This window comes from Hymenobacter bucti (assembly GCF_042681145.1).
Classification (GTDB): Bacteria; Bacteroidota; Bacteroidia; order Cytophagales; family Hymenobacteraceae; genus Hymenobacter; species Hymenobacter bucti.
Map to the genome: position 1 here is coordinate 768,031 of NZ_JBHUFD010000001.1, position 15,675 is coordinate 783,705.

11 protein-coding genes are annotated in these 15,675 nt (G+C 62.3%); 7 read left to right on the plus strand and 4 right to left on the minus strand.

Annotation, left to right across the window (positions count from 1 at the left end; translation table 11 throughout):
- Positions 1 to 11 precede the first annotated feature (11 nt).
- On the minus strand, positions 12 to 1,490 hold the full coding sequence (gene guaB / locus ACFSDX_RS03130) for an IMP dehydrogenase (RefSeq protein WP_382311721.1): 1,479 nt from the start codon (positions 1,488 to 1,490) through the stop codon (positions 12 to 14).
- A 168-nt stretch (positions 1,491 to 1,658) separates the two neighbouring features.
- On the opposite strand from guaB, the gene ACFSDX_RS03135 reads away from it, so the two are divergent.
- Positions 1,659 to 1,826: a hypothetical protein gene (locus ACFSDX_RS03135; protein WP_382311722.1), complete on the plus strand. Its 168-nt coding sequence runs from the start codon at positions 1,659 to 1,661 to the stop codon at positions 1,824 to 1,826.
- A 78-nt stretch (positions 1,827 to 1,904) separates the two neighbouring features.
- On the opposite strand, the gene ACFSDX_RS03140 is transcribed toward ACFSDX_RS03135, so the two are convergent.
- Complete coding sequence (locus ACFSDX_RS03140) at positions 1,905 to 2,699, minus strand: FRG domain-containing protein (RefSeq protein WP_382311723.1); 795 nt, start codon at positions 2,697 to 2,699, stop codon at positions 1,905 to 1,907.
- 171 nt (positions 2,700 to 2,870) lie between these two features.
- Here ACFSDX_RS03140 and ACFSDX_RS03145 point away from each other — a divergent pair, with 171 nt between their 5' ends.
- The 5 genes from ACFSDX_RS03145 to ACFSDX_RS03165 all read left to right on the plus strand — a co-directional run bounded on the left by ACFSDX_RS03145 (position 2,871) and on the right by ACFSDX_RS03165 (position 9,585).
- A complete protein-coding gene (locus ACFSDX_RS03145) occupies positions 2,871 to 3,554 on the plus strand; it encodes a response regulator transcription factor (protein WP_382311724.1) in 684 nt (227 codons plus the stop codon).
- On the plus strand, positions 3,551 to 4,822 hold the full coding sequence (locus ACFSDX_RS03150) for a sensor histidine kinase (protein ID WP_382311725.1): 1,272 nt from the start codon (positions 3,551 to 3,553) through the stop codon (positions 4,820 to 4,822). The genes ACFSDX_RS03145 and ACFSDX_RS03150 overlap by 4 nt, the downstream gene beginning before the upstream one ends.
- 252 nt (positions 4,823 to 5,074) lie before the next feature.
- The gene (locus tag ACFSDX_RS03155; protein ID WP_382311726.1) at positions 5,075 to 6,400 is read left to right on the plus strand and encodes an MFS transporter; all 1,326 of its coding nucleotides are present in this window, start codon (positions 5,075 to 5,077) and stop codon (positions 6,398 to 6,400) included.
- Positions 6,401 to 6,669: 269 nt separating this feature from the next.
- Positions 6,670 to 8,001, plus strand: a complete 1,332-nt coding sequence (locus tag ACFSDX_RS03160) for a dicarboxylate/amino acid:cation symporter (protein WP_382311727.1) — start codon at positions 6,670 to 6,672, stop codon at positions 7,999 to 8,001.
- A 126-nt stretch (positions 8,002 to 8,127) separates the two neighbouring features.
- Complete coding sequence (locus ACFSDX_RS03165) at positions 8,128 to 9,585, plus strand: hypothetical protein (RefSeq protein WP_382311728.1); 1,458 nt, start codon at positions 8,128 to 8,130, stop codon at positions 9,583 to 9,585.
- 104 nt (positions 9,586 to 9,689) lie between these two features.
- On the opposite strand, the gene ACFSDX_RS03170 is transcribed toward ACFSDX_RS03165, so the two are convergent.
- Positions 9,690 to 10,523 carry an oxidoreductase gene (locus tag ACFSDX_RS03170; RefSeq protein WP_382311729.1) on the minus strand — a complete coding sequence of 278 codons (834 nt, stop codon included), beginning with the start codon at positions 10,521 to 10,523 and terminating at the stop codon, positions 9,690 to 9,692.
- 761 nt (positions 10,524 to 11,284) lie between these two features.
- On the opposite strand from ACFSDX_RS03170, the gene ACFSDX_RS03175 reads away from it, so the two are divergent.
- Positions 11,285 to 12,373: a T9SS type A sorting domain-containing protein gene (locus ACFSDX_RS03175; protein ID WP_382311730.1), complete on the plus strand. Its 1,089-nt coding sequence runs from the start codon at positions 11,285 to 11,287 to the stop codon at positions 12,371 to 12,373.
- Positions 12,374 to 12,888: 515 nt separating this feature from the next.
- Here the strand turns inward: ACFSDX_RS03175 and hrpB are convergent.
- On the minus strand, positions 12,889 to 15,561 hold the full coding sequence (gene hrpB, locus ACFSDX_RS03180; RefSeq protein ID WP_382311731.1) for an ATP-dependent helicase HrpB: 2,673 nt from the start codon (positions 15,559 to 15,561) through the stop codon (positions 12,889 to 12,891).
- Between the last annotated feature and the right edge of the window lie 114 nt (positions 15,562 to 15,675).

Below are 15,675 nucleotides of genomic sequence, written 5' to 3' on the forward strand. Positions count from 1 at the left end.
CGTTGCTGACGCTAGCGGCTCGAGTAATTCGGGGCTTCCCGGGTAATCTGCACGTCGTGCGGGTGGCTCTCGCGCAGGCCGGCCCCCGTGATGCGCACGAACTGGGCGGCTTGCAGGGCGGGCAGGTCGGAAGCGCCTACGTAGCCCATGCCGGCGCGCAGGCCCCCGGCCAGCTGGTACAGCACTTCATCGACGCCGCCCTTGAAGGGCACGCGACCCACAATGCCCTCGGGCACGAGCTTCTTCACGTCATCTTCGGCATCCTGGAAGTACCGGTCCTTCGAGCCGTCCTCCATAGCTTCTACCGAGCCCATGCCGCGGTAGCTCTTGTACTTGCGCCCTTCGTAAATGATGAGGTCGCCGGGCGCCTCCTCGGTGCCGGCCAGCAGCGAGCCCACCATTACGGCCGCCGCGCCGCCGGCCAGGGCCTTCACGATATCACCTGAGAACTTGATGCCGCCGTCGGCCACCAGCGTGATGCCGGTGCCTTCGAGGCCGCGGGCGGCCTCCATCACGGCCGACAGCTGCGGTACCCCAATGCCCGCAATGATGCGCGTGGTGCAGATGGAGCCCGGGCCCACGCCCACTTTCACTACGTCGGCGCCGGCGTCGGCCAGGGCGCGGGCCCCGGCGGCGGTGGCCACGTTGCCAGCCATCACGTCCAGGGTCGGATACTCTTTCTTAATGAGGCGCACGGCGTCGAGCACGCCTTTGCTGTGGCCGTGGGCTGTGTCCACGCTGATGATATCCACGCCCGCTTCGTAGAGCGCGGCCACGCGCTGGAGCAAGTCGGCCGTCACGCCCACGGCGGCGCCTACCCGCAGGCGGCCTAGGTGGTCCTTGCTGGCGTGCGGCGTGCGGCGGCGCTTGCGGATGTCCTTGTAGGTCATCAGGCCAGTGAGGCGGCCTTCGGCGTCCACGAGCGGCAGCTTATCCACTTTCTTGTCTTGCAGCATGTCTTCGGCCGCGCGCTGGTCGATGCCGGCCGGGGCCGCCACCAAGCGCGATAAGGGCACCATCACCGTCGAAACGGGCGCCGTAAAATCCTTCTCGAAGCGCAGGTCGCGGCTGGTGATGATGCCCACCAGGCGGCGGTCGTCCTCAATGATAGGAATGCCCCCGATGTTGTGCTGGCGCATCAGGGTGCGGGCATCGGTGAGGGTGGCGGTGGGCGGCAGGGTAAAGGGGTCCTGAATAAGGGCCGACTCGGAGCGCTTCACGCGGCGCACCTGGTTGGCCTGCGCCTTCACGCTCATATTCTTGTGAATGATACCTAGGCCGCCCTCCTGCGCCAGGGCAATGGCCATGTCGGCCTCGGTCACGGTGTCCATCGCGGCCGAGATGAGGGGCAGGTGCAATCGGATGCGGGTAGTGAGCTGAGTACCAGGGTCGCAGTCGCGAGGCAAGACCTCCGAATAAGCGGGCAACAGCAGAACGTCGTCGTAGGTCAGAGCCTCGAAGGCGATTTTGGGGGTGGCAATGTCAGCCATAGCAACAGGGGGTTTAGCAGGAAAACCGTATTGCCAGACAAATATACGGCAGGCAGGCCCGACCAAGCCCGGTATTGTATCGACCAGGCCCTAGACCCTTCTGGCACGGTCTTCGTTTAGGTATATACATTCTGAGTATTTTCTCAGCTTTCCTTTCCGCTTTTTGCTATGATTTCGCTCCTCCTTCGCCGCATCCTGCCGCTGCTCGTTATCGGCGGCCTCACCCTGACCTCGTGCGTGGTGCACGACCATGACCGCGGCCGCGACCGTGGGCGCGACCACGACCGTGGGCATGGCCACGGCCGCGGCTACGGCCGTGGGCCCGGCCGCTACTAGCGCCTCGCCTGTGCCCCTAATTCAAAAGCCGTTTCCTGTCCCCAGGAAACGGCTTTTTTTTAATGATTTAATAATCAATCAGCCCGGTAGCTCGGCGCCCTCGCCCGTGACCGGCCGGCCCTGGGCCGACGAGTAGTGCCGGTGCAGCCAGCTGCTGAGGCCACCTAGGCCGGGCATGAGCACGCGCTCGGTGATGTTGGCCTGGTCGAGCTTGTCGCGCACCTCCCACTTGAGGCGGGCCGGGATGCGGATGCGGAAAAACAGGTCGGGCCGCTCGGCCAGCCAGTGGTGCAGCAGCGCCTCGGGCGTGCTCATGCACGAAAACAATGCGTACTGGTGCACGATGCGCGCATCCAGGGAGGGCGGCTCCAGAAAGAGCACGAACGGCTCCTTTTGCAGCTCTTGCAGCGCGACCAGCGAGGGTGCGGCGGGGGCCAGCAGGTCGGAGGTAAATACGTTGGAGCCCTCGCGGGCCAGCGCGCCTTGCAGGGCGGGTGGCAGCTGCTCGGCGGCCTTTACGTAGTTCAGGGCCCAAATAATGCCGTCCTGGTGGTAAGCGTGCAGGTCGTCGGTGGCGAAGTGCAAGGCCACGTAGGGCGAGTAGGTCCAGTCGAGCAGGCGGGTAGGCAGGCCGTGGTGCTGGGCCAGGGCCAGCCAGTCCCAGATGCTGGCGCTGCTGGGCGTAGCCGTGTCGCGGGCGTACTTGCGGAAGTTGCGCAGCAGGTGGTGCTCTAGCTCGTGGTAGTTGCCACCTAGGCGCTGCAAGCTGGTACTCAGCGTATAGCCGAAGCTGCGCATGCCTCGGTACACAAATGGCGAGCGGTAGCGACCGAGGCGGGCGTCCCAGGTTTCGCGAAAAACCAGGTCTTGCAAATGCTGCTAGCTCTGGGCTTCAAAATCGTTGTTGGGGTAGTGCAAGGACGCGGGCATAGCCCCAGATACGGGCTTGGGCGGGCGCCGGGTGCCGGCGGGCCACCTAGGGCAGCTACGCCCGAGCTAAGCCACCGGCCGAGCGCCGTACTTTTGAAGCCTAACTTCCCACCCATGAAAATCCTGCTTGTCGAAGACCATTCGGAACTCGCCAAAAGCATCGCCAGCTACCTCGTGCAGGAAAATTACCTGTGCGAAGTGGCCGCCACTTTCGACGAGGCGCGCGAAAAGCTGGTGCTTTTCACCTACGATGTGGTGCTGCTCGATATTATGCTGCCCGACGGCAACGGCATCAATCTGCTGAAGCTGCTGCGCAAGGAAGGCGTGGAAAGCAGCGTCATCATCATTTCGGCCCAGAACGCGCTCGATTTCAAGCTCACCGGCCTCAGCGAAGGCGCCGACGACTACATCACCAAGCCCTTTCCGCTGCCCGAGCTGCACGCCCGCATCAAGGCCATCATGCGCCGCCGCAACCCGCACAAAAACAACGTCGTCACGTTTCTCGACCTCACCGCCGACCTAGAGTCGCTGGAGTGCCGCGTGAAAGGTAAGCTGCTGAACCTCACGCGCAAGGAAACCAACCTGCTGCTGTATTTCATCAACAACAAAGGCCGGATGCTAACGCGCCAGGCCATTGCGGCGCACCTCTGGGGCGACTACACCGACAACCTCGACAGCGTGGACTTCGTGTACCAGCACGTTAAAAACCTGCGCAAAAAGATAACCGACGCGGGCGGGCAGGACTACATCAGCACGGTCTATGGCTTTGGGTATAAGCTAAATGCTCCCGACCAGTGAAGCTTAATTACCGCTACACCATCGCCTACGCGGTTATCTCCTTTTTCGTCCTGAGTCTGGGGTTTACCATCGTGTACGCGGCTTTGTCACGCAGCTTCACGCAGGCCGCTATCGGCAAGCTCGAGCACCTCAACCAAGTGGCGGCGGCCCGGCTGCCCAGCGCGCCCGCCTACGCGGCGCCGCTGCCCGGCCCCCGCGTGCGGGTGCGCCTGCTGCCCGACACGCTGCGCCGGCCGCGCACCGTGCGGGTGCGCCAGGAATGGGATGCCGCCCTGCAAACGCAGGCGCTGGTGGTGCGCGTCACCACGTATCCGCTGGTGGGCGGGGGGCGCTATGCCATCACCAGCCAGACCTCCGTAATCGAGCCGAGCGACGTGTACCTCACCGGGCTGGTGCTGGTGTTTGCCTGGACGTTCGTGTTCCTGCTGGCCTTGGTGGTGATACTGAGTGAGTTGATTTCTTGGCGCATCCTGCGGCCGTTCAATGCCACGCTGCGCGGCATTCAGCAGTTTCAGCTGAGCCAGAAAAAGCCCATCGAGCTGCCCCGCAGCCGCACGGCCGAGTTTGAGGAGCTGAATGATTTTCTGGTGCGCATGACGGCCCGCGCCCAAAGCGACTACCAGGGCTTGCAGGAGTTCTCGGAAAACGCCTCACACGAGCTGCAAACGCCCATAGCAAGCATCAAGGCCAAGATTGAGCTGCTGATGGACTCGGACGGGCTGGCCGAAAAGCAGCTGCGCCTGCTCGCCGCTATGCACGATGAACTGGAGCGCCTCGCCAAAATAAACCAGGCCCTCACGCTGCTCGCCAAGCTCGAGCACTACGAGGCGCGCCCCGCCGACCTCACCGATTTTAGCCAACTGGCGCCCGCTACCGAAGCCGCCTTTGCCGACCTCGCCGAGATGAAGGGCCTGCGCACCACCCAGCACGTGGCACCCGGCGTGCGCGTACCCTTCGACGCGGCGCTGGCCCAGCTGCTACTCAATAATCTGTTTAGCAACGCTATCCGGCACAATTTGCCGGGCGGCGAAATTCACCTGGAGCTGTCGGCCGCCGGGCTGCTGCTCTCCAATACCGGCCACGCGCCTACGGCCCCGGTCGAGGAGCTGTTTGGGCGCTTCAAAAAAGGCAACGCGGCGCTTGATTCCATCGGTATCGGGTTGGCCATTGTCAAGCGCATCAGCGAGCTATATGGACACCGCGTTAGCTACGAGTACGCCGACGGGTGGCATCACCTGCGGGTGGTTTTTGCGCCGCTTGCGACCTAGGGCGAGGAAAGGGCAATGGAGAGTGGCAGCCAGACGAATACAGTGGCTTGGAAAACGGTCAGACTCGGTTAGTTGGTGTAAAGCGGAACATGAAATTTCAAATGAATTATAAGGTTTATTTGAAATTTCTATAAAATTGCTGCGCTCCTTTGCGCTGTCTTCTAGGGTAAGTGAATACTCACTCCGGCAAGGCGGCCGACCTCTTCCCTTCCCAATTCCCGCACGCTGGTGGCTCAACTGCTCTCCCCTGTTTTGCTAACTCCCGCCCTCGGCGCGGACTCCGTGCGACCGGAGCGGATTTCCAATCGCCGGCTGCGGGCCATCCTGAGCGGCTCGGTGGGCAACCTGGTGGAGTGGTACGACTGGTACGTGTTCTCGGCGTTCTCGCTGTATTTCTCGGGCTCGTTTTTCCCCTCTGATGATGCCACGGCGCAGCTGCTGCACACGGCGGGCATCTTCGCCCTAGGGTTCCTGATGCGGCCCATCGGCGGCTGGATGTTCGGGCGTATCGCCGACAAAGTGGGCCGCAAGCAGTCCATGACCTTGTCGGTGCTACTCATGTCGCTGGGCTCGCTGCTCATCGCCCTCACGCCCACTTACCAAACGGTGGGCCTCGTGGCCCCGGTGATGCTGCTCACGGCCCGCTTACTGCAAGGCCTGAGCGTGGGCGGCGAGTACGGCGTATCGGCCACGTACCTGGCCGAAATGGCTACGCCCAGCCGCCGCGGCTTCTATTCGAGCTTCTTGTACCTGACCCTGATACTGGCGCAGCTGCTGGCCCTGGGTATCCAACTGGTGTTGCAAAAGTGGCTGCTCTCCGAGGCGCAGCTGCTGGCCTGGGGCTGGCGCATCCCGTTTGCCATTGGCGCGGCGCTGTCGGTGGTGGCCCTGTACCTGCGCCACAACCTCGACGAAACCAGCGAGTTTGAGGCCCAAAAGCACACGCCCGAGGAGCAGCGCGGCAGCCTGCGGGTGCTGCGGCAGCACCCGCGCGCGGTGCTCACGGTGGTGGGCCTCACCATGGGCGGCACGCTGGCGTTTTACACCTTCACGGCCTACATGCTCAAGTTTTTGGTGAACACCGCTCACATGAGTAAGTCAGCGGCGGCCAACGTCTGCTTCTTGTCGCTGCTGGGGTTCGCGGCATTGCAGCCGGTATTTGGGGCTTTATCCGACCGCATTGGGCGGCGGCCGTTGCTGCTGTTTTTTGGCGTGTTTGGGGCCCTAGGTACCGTGCCGCTGCTCACGGCCCTCAGCCATACCACTAGTCCGTGGGCGGCGCTGGGGCTGCTGCTGCTGGCGCTCACCATCGTGAGCGGCTACAGCGGCATCAATGCCGTAGTGAAAGCCGAGCTGTTTCCGGTTGAAATCCGCGCCCTAGGTATCGGGCTGCCGCACGCGCTCACGGTGGCCGTGTTTGGCGGCACGGCCGAATACATCGCCCTTTGGTGCAAGAGCGCGGGCCACGAGGCCTACTTCTACTATTACACCGCGGGCTGCATCGGCATTTCGCTCGTGCTGTTTCTCACGATGGCGGAGACGCGGCCAGGGTCGCGGCTTAGCCAGCTTGATAAATAATGGTTGTCATGCAGAGCATTCTGCGCATTAAGCAGAGACGAAGTAGCTCGCTCGCCTCATTGCAGCGGCATTGATTACTACTGCGCCACGCGAGATGCTTCGTCTCTGCTTAATGCGCAGAATGCTCTGCATGACAATCGTTTCCTAGCGATGGTCAATTCCTGAAAGCTGTCTTTTTACGGCCGTTTCGGGCCATCTTTTCACCCCGCCCAAGCGCCTAGGTGCGCCCGCGTTTCCTCACATCTTCCCACCCCTTTCTTCCTTCTAATATGAAACGCTGGTATTCCAACCTCACCGTGCAGGTGCTCACGGCTATCGCCCTGGGCGTGGTGGTGGGCGCGCTGTTCCCCAAGTTCGGCGCGGCCCTCAAGCCCATCGCCGATACGTTTATCAGCCTTATCAAAATGCTGATTGCGCCCATCATCTTCCTGACCGTGGTAATCGGCATTGCCGGCATGGGCAGCATGAAAAAAGTGGGCCGCGTGGGTGGTAAAGCCCTGCTATACTTCGAGATAGTAACCACGCTGGCCCTAGCCATCGGTATCGGCGTGGCCAACCTCACGCAGCCCGGCGCCGGCGTGCAGGCCACCGCTCAGGCCGTGCTGCAAGACAGCAAGAAGGTAGAGGAAGCCGCCAAATTCACCGAAAAAGCCGGCGAAATGAACTGGGTCGAGTTCTTCACGCACATCGTGCCCGACAACGTGGTGGGCGCCTTTGCTAAGGGCGACATCCTGCAAGTATTGCTATTTTCGGTCCTCTTCGGCCTGGCCCTCAACCGCATGGGCAAGCTCGGCGAGCCGCTGATGCGGACCTTCGACCGGCTCTCGCACGCCATGTTTGGGGTGCTGGCCATGGTGATGAAGCTGGCCCCGCTAGGTGCCTTCGGTGGCATGGCCTTCACCATCGGCAAGTACGGCATCTCCACGCTGCTGCCGCTGGCCAAGCTGATGCTGGTGGTGTACGCCACCATGTTCCTGTTCATCTTCGTGGGCCTCAACCTGGTGTTGCGCTACTACGGCCTGCGCCTGGGGCCATACCTGCGCTTTATTAAGGAGGAAATTCTGCTGGTGCTCGGCACTTCCTCTTCCGAGTCGGCTCTGCCGCGCATGATTGACAAGATGGAGCGCCTAGGGTGCTCGCGCTCGGTGGCCGGCCTGGTTATCCCCACCGGCTATTCATTCAACCTCGATGGCACGTCTATCTACCTGTCTATCTCGGTTATCTTCTTGGCGCAGGCTTTCAATATTCCGCTTTCGCTTACACAGCAGCTCACCCTGATTGCCATTCTGGTGGTCACCAGCAAGGGCGCGGCGGGCGTTACGGGCTCGGGCTTCATCGTGCTGGCCTCCACGCTGGCCGCTACCAAGGTTATTCCGGTCGAAAGCGTGGCCCTGCTGCTGGGCGTTGACCGCTTCATGAGCGAGGCGCGGGCCATCACCAACGTTATCGGCAACGGCGTAGCCACGCTGGTTATCGCCAAGAGCGAAGGCGAGTTTGACGAGGCCCGCTACCAGTTGGCGATACAGGGCCGCTCGGTGCTCCAGAACGAGCTCCCGGAGCCGGCGAGCGAGCTGCCGCTCGTGGAAGTAGCGCGCCACTAGCACCGCCGCTGCCCTAGGTAGGCTTTCTAAACCAAACCGGGCAATACTCTCCTTTTCGGTCCAAGCCGGAGAGCGGGCTGCGCCTGGCCTTTTTCCTCTGTCCCCACCCACTTTATCACGCTGATAATGAGTAATTTTTACGGTCGCCTGCTAGCTGCCAGCTTACTTTTTCTAGGTGCCGCCGCCCAGGCTCAGGTAGTAGTGCCGCCCTCCACCGGCAAGGCCCCCGACCCGGCCCCCATTAGCTTGCCCAAGCCCACGCCGGCCCCCACTAAGTCGGCGCCCTACGCGGGCGGCATGAAAATTAACCTCTCGCCCGACGGCTCGAAGTACGTGCGGATAATGACGGCCCACCAGTTTTGGGCGCGCTACACCGAGAACAATTCGAACACCACTAACGCTACCGAGGAGCTGTCCTACGACCAGGTAGACTTTGGTATCCGGCGCTCGCGGGTGCTGCTGGTGGCCCAGCTCAACCCGCGCTTCCTCATTATTACCCAGCTGGGTATCAACGTACAAACCACCATTTCGGGTGGGGCGCCGGGCGAGGCTACCGGTCCCGGCAAGAAGCCGCTCTTCTACCTGCACGACGCGCTGGTGGAGTACAAGGTCAACAAGTACGTCAACTTCGGTGGCGGCCTGCACTACGTCAACGGCATTTCGCGCCAAACCAGCTTTGCGGCTTTTTCGCTGCTCACGCTCGACGTGCCCGGCACGCAGTGGCCCGTTATCGACGCCATCGACCAGACCGGGCGCGGCCTGGGCATGTACGTGCGCGGCCGGGTCAAAGGCCTCGACTACAAGCTGTCGGTCAACGATGCGTTTCGCAGCAACCTCACCAGCACGCCGGCCACCCTCGCTACGGGCGTGGCCCAGTTTAACCCCCGTGCCCGCGGCATGGTGTACCAGGGCTATGTCGCCTGGGAGTTTCTGGACAAGGAAGCCAACCTCGTGCCCTTCCAGGTGGGCTGCTACCTAGGGGCGCGGCGGGTGCTCAATTTGGGCACGGGCTTCCTGTTCTACAAAGACGGCATGTACACGCGCCAATCGGCCAACCCCACTACGCTGCCCGCCAATGCCTGGACCATACCCTACGAAAAGCAAAACCTGAGCACGTTCGCGGCCGACCTCTTCTACGACACGCCCGTGGACACGGCCCAGCAAACGGCCTTCACGGTGTACGCCGCCGCGTATCGCTACAACATGGGCTCCAACTTCGTGCGCTATGGTGGTACCATGAACCCCGGCACCGGCTCGGCCGCGCTGCGCGGCAACGCGGTGCCCCTGCTGGGCACCGGCACGGCCCAGACCATCCAGACCGGCTTCTTGCTGCCTAGGAAGCTGCTCGGCCCCAAGGTGCGCCTGCAGCCTTACGCCGCTTACATCCACGGCCGCTACGACGGCCTGCGCACCACCGATGGCGGCCTGCGCGACGTGCACATTCTCGACGGCGGCGTGAACGTGTTGCTCGATGGCCACCAGGCCAAAATCACGCTCAATTACCGCGCCCGGCCCGATTTCAACGACGTCAACAATGTAAAGTACCGGCCCGAAGCCACGATGCAGCTTCAAGTAATTTTGTAGGCGGAGAGCGCCCTAGGGTGCCTCGACAGAGAAGTGCCACCAACAGAAAACCCCGGCCTACCAGGCCGGGGTTTTCTGTTGATAAGCAAAGCGAACGCCGTGCCCTAGCTGGGAAAATCGGCCCCGTTGCCGATGTGGGCGTACTGTTCCACCTCTTTGGTAATCGTGGCAAACTTGTCGAGCGCGCCCTTCACGGCGGCCTTGCCCAGGGGCAGGTGCAGCGGCGGGTTTTCCATGCGCACGAGGTCAAACATGGCTTGCGCAGCGCGCTCGGGGTCGCCGGGCTGCTGCCCGCTATAGCCCTGAATGTCGGCCATGTTCTTGCCGGCCGTATCGCGGTAGTCGGCAATGGCCGGCTCCGTAAACGTAGCCGAGCGCCCCGCCCAATCGGTGCGGAAGCCGCTGGGCTCCACGTTGGTTACGTGGATACCTAGGGGCGCTACCTGCGCGGCGAGGCTTTCGCCAATGCCTTCGAGCGCAAACTTAGAGCCGTTGTAGATGCCCACGCCGGGGAAAGCTCGCAGCCCGCCGATGCTCGTGATGTTGAGAATGTGGCCGCTCTTGCGCTCGCGCAGGTGCGGCAGCACCGCCCGCAGCACCCGCAGCGGCCCAAAAACGTTAATGTCGAACTGCCGCTGTACTTCGGCGTCGGGCACCTCCTCGATGGGGCCCATCGAGCCGTAGCCCGCGTTGTTCACCACCACGTCGAGGTAGCCTAGGGTCTCGATGGCGTCGGCCACGGCCTGTTTCACGGCGGCTTCGTCGGCCACATCGGCCACCAGGCCCCGGCCATTGGCACCCGCTTTCTGAGAAAATTCGTCGGCCTGCTCCTGCTTGCGGAACGTGGCGGCGACTTTGTCGCCCTTGGCGAGAGCCAATTCGGCAAGGTGTTTGCCAAAGCCGGTGCTCACGCCGGTAATAAACCAGTTTTTAGTCATACTAATTAAAAGAAAAAGAATGCGGCTAAGACGAACAACGCGACCAGAATGTTTGGCTGCTCGTTGGTAAGCATACTCAATCCACTGTGGGCCCGGCGCTAAAAAAGCCGAGCTATGGCGGCAATTTGCTGGTTGCTGCAAAAAAAAGAAGAAATAGTTAGCGTAACCCACAATGGTTTCCTAAGGTATAGGGCCGGGATTAATTAGTGAGCTTGAGATTGCTGTTTTTATAGCGGCAGCAGGAGATGGACATTTAAAAAGCGGCGGGCCAAAGAAGAATTGCATTTGGCGTGCAATTAATATATGTTTTTAGCCATATTAATAATTGCATATTCTGTTTTTAACGCCGCCTATCTGCGTGTAAGACAAGCAGCTGTATACTGAGCTTTTTGGTTTAAATGGGAAAGCAAAGCGTTAATTCACTGCCCGGATAGCATATAATAATCGTTTTTTCTAAGAAAGCGGATAGTGCATGAATGACTATGATTTGTCGTAATTCTGTTGAAATCCGGTGTGCGTGATTAAAGGCAAAAATTTCTTACAAAAAGATTATTCTCAAATAGATTCCGAATTGCCAAATACCTGAAGAACTTTGCCCCTTAGGTATAAAACAATTTTTTCTTTCTTTCGTCTGAGAGCAATAATCTATGATTCCACTTATCCTCTTTATGTTACTCCTTCACCTTGCGCAGGCTACCCGTCGGGCTGCTCAGCATAATCATCGACTCGCGACTGGCTTGGCCGCTTCATTGTGCCTAGGCATGTTGTCGGCGTCGGCGGCGCAGGCCCAGTCGCTGCCGGTGGTAGTGGGCTCGCCAGGCCTGTCGGCCGACTATTACCCGGGCTACTTCTACGACCAGCCCAGCTTCTTTACGGCCAATGCCCCGGCCATCCACAACCGCCCAATAGAGCAACTCAACTTTGTGGAAGCCGAGGACGACAACTTTAAAGTTGGGAAGGTGGCCACTTACTACGCAGCCAATAAGCCCGATGAGTTCAGCGCGCGGTTTCAGGGGCAGCTGTACGTAACGAATGCCGGTGACTACACCTTTTACCTGGGCTCCGACGATGCGGCCTACCTCTGGCTCGACAATAACCCGCAGCCGGTGGCTTTCAACAAAGGCGACTCGTTTCCCTACCGGGAAATGAACGGCACCTGTACCCTGAGCCCGGGCCTGCACACGTTGCGCGTCGATTATGGCGAGCACGGGGGCAGCCAGGGCTTGGTGTTGCAGTACAGCGGCCCCGATATGCCCAAGCAATTGGTGCCCAATGGCGTATTATACAGCCAGGTTATCGCAACTATCCGGCCCACGCTCATGCACTTTGAGGCAGTGGCCGATAACCAGCAGGTGGCGCTGAACTGGCAAACCGCCGCGGAGGAAAACTGCACCGGGTTTGTAATTCAAAAATCGACGGACGGGCACGTATTCACGGACTTGTTGCGGCAGCCCGGCGGGGCCACCTCTCTGGTAACCCACAGCTACGATGCCATCGACCCCCAGCCCGCCACCGGCTGGAACTACTACCGCCTGCAGCAGTTGCGCAGCGACCGCACCCCGGTCTACTCACCCATTAAGGCGGTGGAAATAAAGGCGGTGGAGTTCGTCATCAGCGTGTATCCGGTGCCTAACAACGGCACGTTTTACCTCGATGTGCAGCCCGCTAACGTGGGCACGGCGCTTCTGAAGCTCATCGATATGAGTGGCCGCCAAGTTTACCAGCAAGAAGTGTCGCTGGCCAACGGCTCGCTGCAAAAAATAGAGCCCGGCATGTCGACGGGCATCTACATGCTGAAGCTGACTACCAGCGCCGGCACTTTCAGCCAGAAAATATCCCTAGGTATCTAGGGCGTAGCGCACCAGCCTCAAGCTGCCAATGCAAAGCCCGCTGCTCTACGTAGAGCAGCGGGCTTTTTTGTAATGCGCCGGGTAGCTGGCCGGTTTGGTGCAGCGCGGCTCGCTCGCAAATTGCTTTCGTTCAGCGAGGCGGAGTGGCCATCGGGCGACTTTATTGCCCTGATTGTCGGCAGTTGCGTGTTCCTACATCATTCGCCCGTATTTTTGTAGCAGATAATTTATTCATCGTCCTACCAGTGTAGCCTTGCTAGGCTGGTGCGGGGTGGCCTACAAGAGGGCCAGGATAGATTTTCTAGAAACAGGAAAAGGAAAAGTTGGATTGCCCATTTCAGTTTGAGATGGGCAATTTGTTTTTAATAGCGCTATGCACTGCCAGTCAGGCAGGTAGCTGGTGAATGCCCTAGGGCCTAGTCGACCAGGAACCAGTAGCGCAACGGCCTCAAACGTATACCAACTCAGCTTTTTTTGTACTAGCAGATGAACTCCTTGTACCAGTCGGCAGGACTTTAGGACGTTCCGAGGCGCCTTTTAGTGAGCCTGGTCGGAATGTGTTCCATGGGCTTGTCGGGCCACGGGTGCCGGGGGTACTTGCCCTTTAGGTCTTTACGCACCTCAAAGTAGCCCTTCTCCCAAAACGAGCGCAAGTCGCGCGTGACTTGCGCCGGCCGGCCGCCGGGCGAGAGCAAATGCAGCAGCAGCGGCACCCGGCCCGCCGCCACCGCCGGCGTTTCGGTGAGCCCAAACAGCTCCTGGAGTTTCACGGCGAGCACTGGGGCGGCGGGGTCGCTGTAATCGAGGGTGATGTGCGAGCCGCTGGGCACTTCGAGCGCGGCGGGCGCCAGGCGGTCGAGCTCCTGGCGCTGGGCCCAGCCGCCGGGCAGCCGGGCCAGCAGCGGCTCGGTCAGGTCGAGCCGCTGCACCTGGTCGAGGCTTTTGAGGCCCGCCAGGTGCGGGCCCAGCCACGCGGGCAAATCGGCGAGTAGCGCCTCGTCGTCGAAAGCTGGCCACTGCGCGTCGCTCTGCAACTGGTGCAGAAACGCCAGGCGCTGCTGGAGCTGCCGGGCGCCGGCCGTCCAGTTAAGTTTGCCGAGGCCGCTTTCCTGCAAATAGCTTGTCAGCGCCTGCGCCACCAGGGCCGCGTCGGGCTGGCCAATTACGCTTTCGGCCAGCAGCAGCGCCCCTAGGCGGCGCACGCGGCGGCCCACCACCCGCTGGGCAGTCGCATCATAGCGCACCTCTTCGGTAGTAGAAATCTGCTCCGCAAAGCCCGCTTCCAGCTCCTCCAGGTCAATGGGAGCGGCCAGGGTAGCGCGGGGCGCTGCCGCCGTGCCCGCCAGGTAGGCCACCGCAAAAAAGCGGGCCTGCGGGTCCACATCTTCGGTCCGCAGGCTCACCCGCTGGCCCGTGACGAGGCGCAGCCGGTCGGGCGCCTCGCGCTGGGCCAGTCGGTCGGGGTAGGCCAGCGCCGCCAGCAGCCCCACGGGCGCCTGGGTTAAGACGGCCGCATCCGCGGTTGTGGTACGAGCTTGGCCGAGGCGCCCGTGCAGGTGGCGCGCCACATCGCGCACGCGCTGCAGGGTGGCGTGGTGCAGGGCCAAGCCGGCCAGCGGCGGCCGCCCGCTAGCCAGCGCTTCGAGGCGCAGGCGCAGGTCGGGCGGCAAGGGGCGCGGGTCGTGGGGCGTGGCCCAGCGCAGCAGGTCGCGCTCGGCCAGCAGGGCAGCCAAGGCCGTGGCGGCGGCACCGTGCCCTAGGGCGGTGCCGCGCACCACCAGGTGCCCCAGGCGCGGCGGCAGGCCCAGCTTGGCGAGCTGCCGGCCGTGGGCGGTTGAATTAAAAATTAAAAATTCAGAATTAAAAATCAGCTGGTTGTCAGTAGTAGTCGAGTCAAGGAGCTCATTTTTAACTTTTAATTTATCATTTTTAATTTCCAACGCCCCTAGGCGCAGTAGCAGCTCGCGGGCCTGGGCCACGGCGGCGGCGGGCGGCGCATCGAGCCAGCGCAGGCTACTAGGGTCGTGGGTGCCCCACAGGGCCAGCTCCAGCACCAGGCCGCTAAGGTCGGCGGTGTGAATCTCGGGCGGGCGGTGGGCGGGCAGCTGGTAGTGCTCGGCCTCGGTCCAGAGGCGGTAGCAGGTGCCGGGCGCGAGGCGGCCGGCGCGGCCCCGGCGCTGGTCGGCGGCGGCCTGGGCCACGGGTACGGTTTCGAGAGTGGTGAAGCCGGTGCGGGCCACGAAGCGCGGCACCCGCGCAAAGCCTCCGTCGATAACCACCCGCACGCCCTCGATGGTAAGGCTGGTTTCGGCAATGCTGGTGGCCAGAATGACCTTGCGGCGGCCGGCCGCCGCGGGGCGCAGGGCCGCCTGCTGGGCTTCGAGCGGCAGCTCGCCGTGCAGCAGGTGCAGGTCGGTGGCCGGCGGCAGGCTGTCGCCGAGCTTTCTATCGATGCGCTGTAAGTCGGCCACGCCGGGCAAGAATACCAGTACGTCGCCGGGGTGCGCGGCTAGGGCGGCGCGTACCTGGGCCGGCACTAGCTCGGCCAGGCGCTCGCTGGGCTTGGTGGGCAGCGCGCCGGCGCGGCGCGGGTCGAGGTAGTGGGTGTCGATGGGGAATAAAAACCCCGCCGATGACACCACCGGTGCCGGTAGCCACTGGCCCAGCCGCTGCGCCTCCAGGGTGGCCGACATGAGCAGGATGCGCAGCTCGGGCCGCAGCACGGCCTGCGCATCGAGGGCCAGGGCCAGGCCTAGGTCGGCATTGAGGCTGCGCTCGTGAAACTCGTCAAACACCACGCAGGCCACGTCTTCCAGCGCGGGGTCGTCTTGCAGCATCCGCGTCAGAATGCCTTCCGTGATAACTTCTATCCGCGTGGCGGCCGATACCTGGCTATCGAGCCGGACGCGGTAGCCCACGGTGCGGCCCACGGGCTCGCCCAGCAGTTGGGCCAGGCGGGCCGCCGCGGCGCGCGCCGCAAGCTGGCGCGGCTCTAGTACCAGTATTTTTTGCTCGGGCGCCCGCCACGCGGCGGCCAGCAGCTCTAGGGGTACTACGGTGGTTTTGCCGGCGCCGGGCGGCGCTTCCAGCACCACGCGGGGGTGCGTAGCCAGGGCCTCCCGCAGCGCGGGCAAGGCCGCCACAATGGGAAGGTCGGGTAGGGGCGGAAGGCGAAACGAGTGCGGCATCAGGTCAAAATTACGCGCCGGCCTGGGCCGCGGCTCGCCCGACTTTCGCCCCGCGGCGCTTGCTACCCGCCTCACTCGCTTGGCGCCGTAAGAAAAGCATGACCTAGGGCGGTT

Excerpts from the sequence above, each read along its gene's own strand:
- guaB (WP_382311721.1), bottom strand. The coding sequence starts at position 1,490 with ATGGCTGACATTGCCACCCCCAAAATCGCCTTCGAGGCTCTGACCTAC.
- ACFSDX_RS03135 (WP_382311722.1), top strand. The coding sequence starts at position 1,659 with ATGATTTCGCTCCTCCTTCGCCGCATCCTGCCGCTGCTCGTTATCGGC.
- hrpB (WP_382311731.1), bottom strand. The coding sequence starts at position 15,561 with ATGCCGCACTCGTTTCGCCTTCCGCCCCTACCCGACCTTCCCATTGTG.
- ACFSDX_RS03165 (WP_382311728.1), top strand. The coding sequence starts at position 8,128 with ATGAGTAATTTTTACGGTCGCCTGCTAGCTGCCAGCTTACTTTTTCTA.
- ACFSDX_RS03145 (WP_382311724.1), top strand. The coding sequence starts at position 2,871 with ATGAAAATCCTGCTTGTCGAAGACCATTCGGAACTCGCCAAAAGCATC.
- ACFSDX_RS03170 (WP_382311729.1), bottom strand. The coding sequence starts at position 10,523 with ATGACTAAAAACTGGTTTATTACCGGCGTGAGCACCGGCTTTGGCAAA.
- ACFSDX_RS03160 (WP_382311727.1), top strand. The coding sequence starts at position 6,670 with ATGAAACGCTGGTATTCCAACCTCACCGTGCAGGTGCTCACGGCTATC.
- ACFSDX_RS03175 (WP_382311730.1), top strand. The coding sequence starts at position 11,285 with ATGTTGTCGGCGTCGGCGGCGCAGGCCCAGTCGCTGCCGGTGGTAGTG.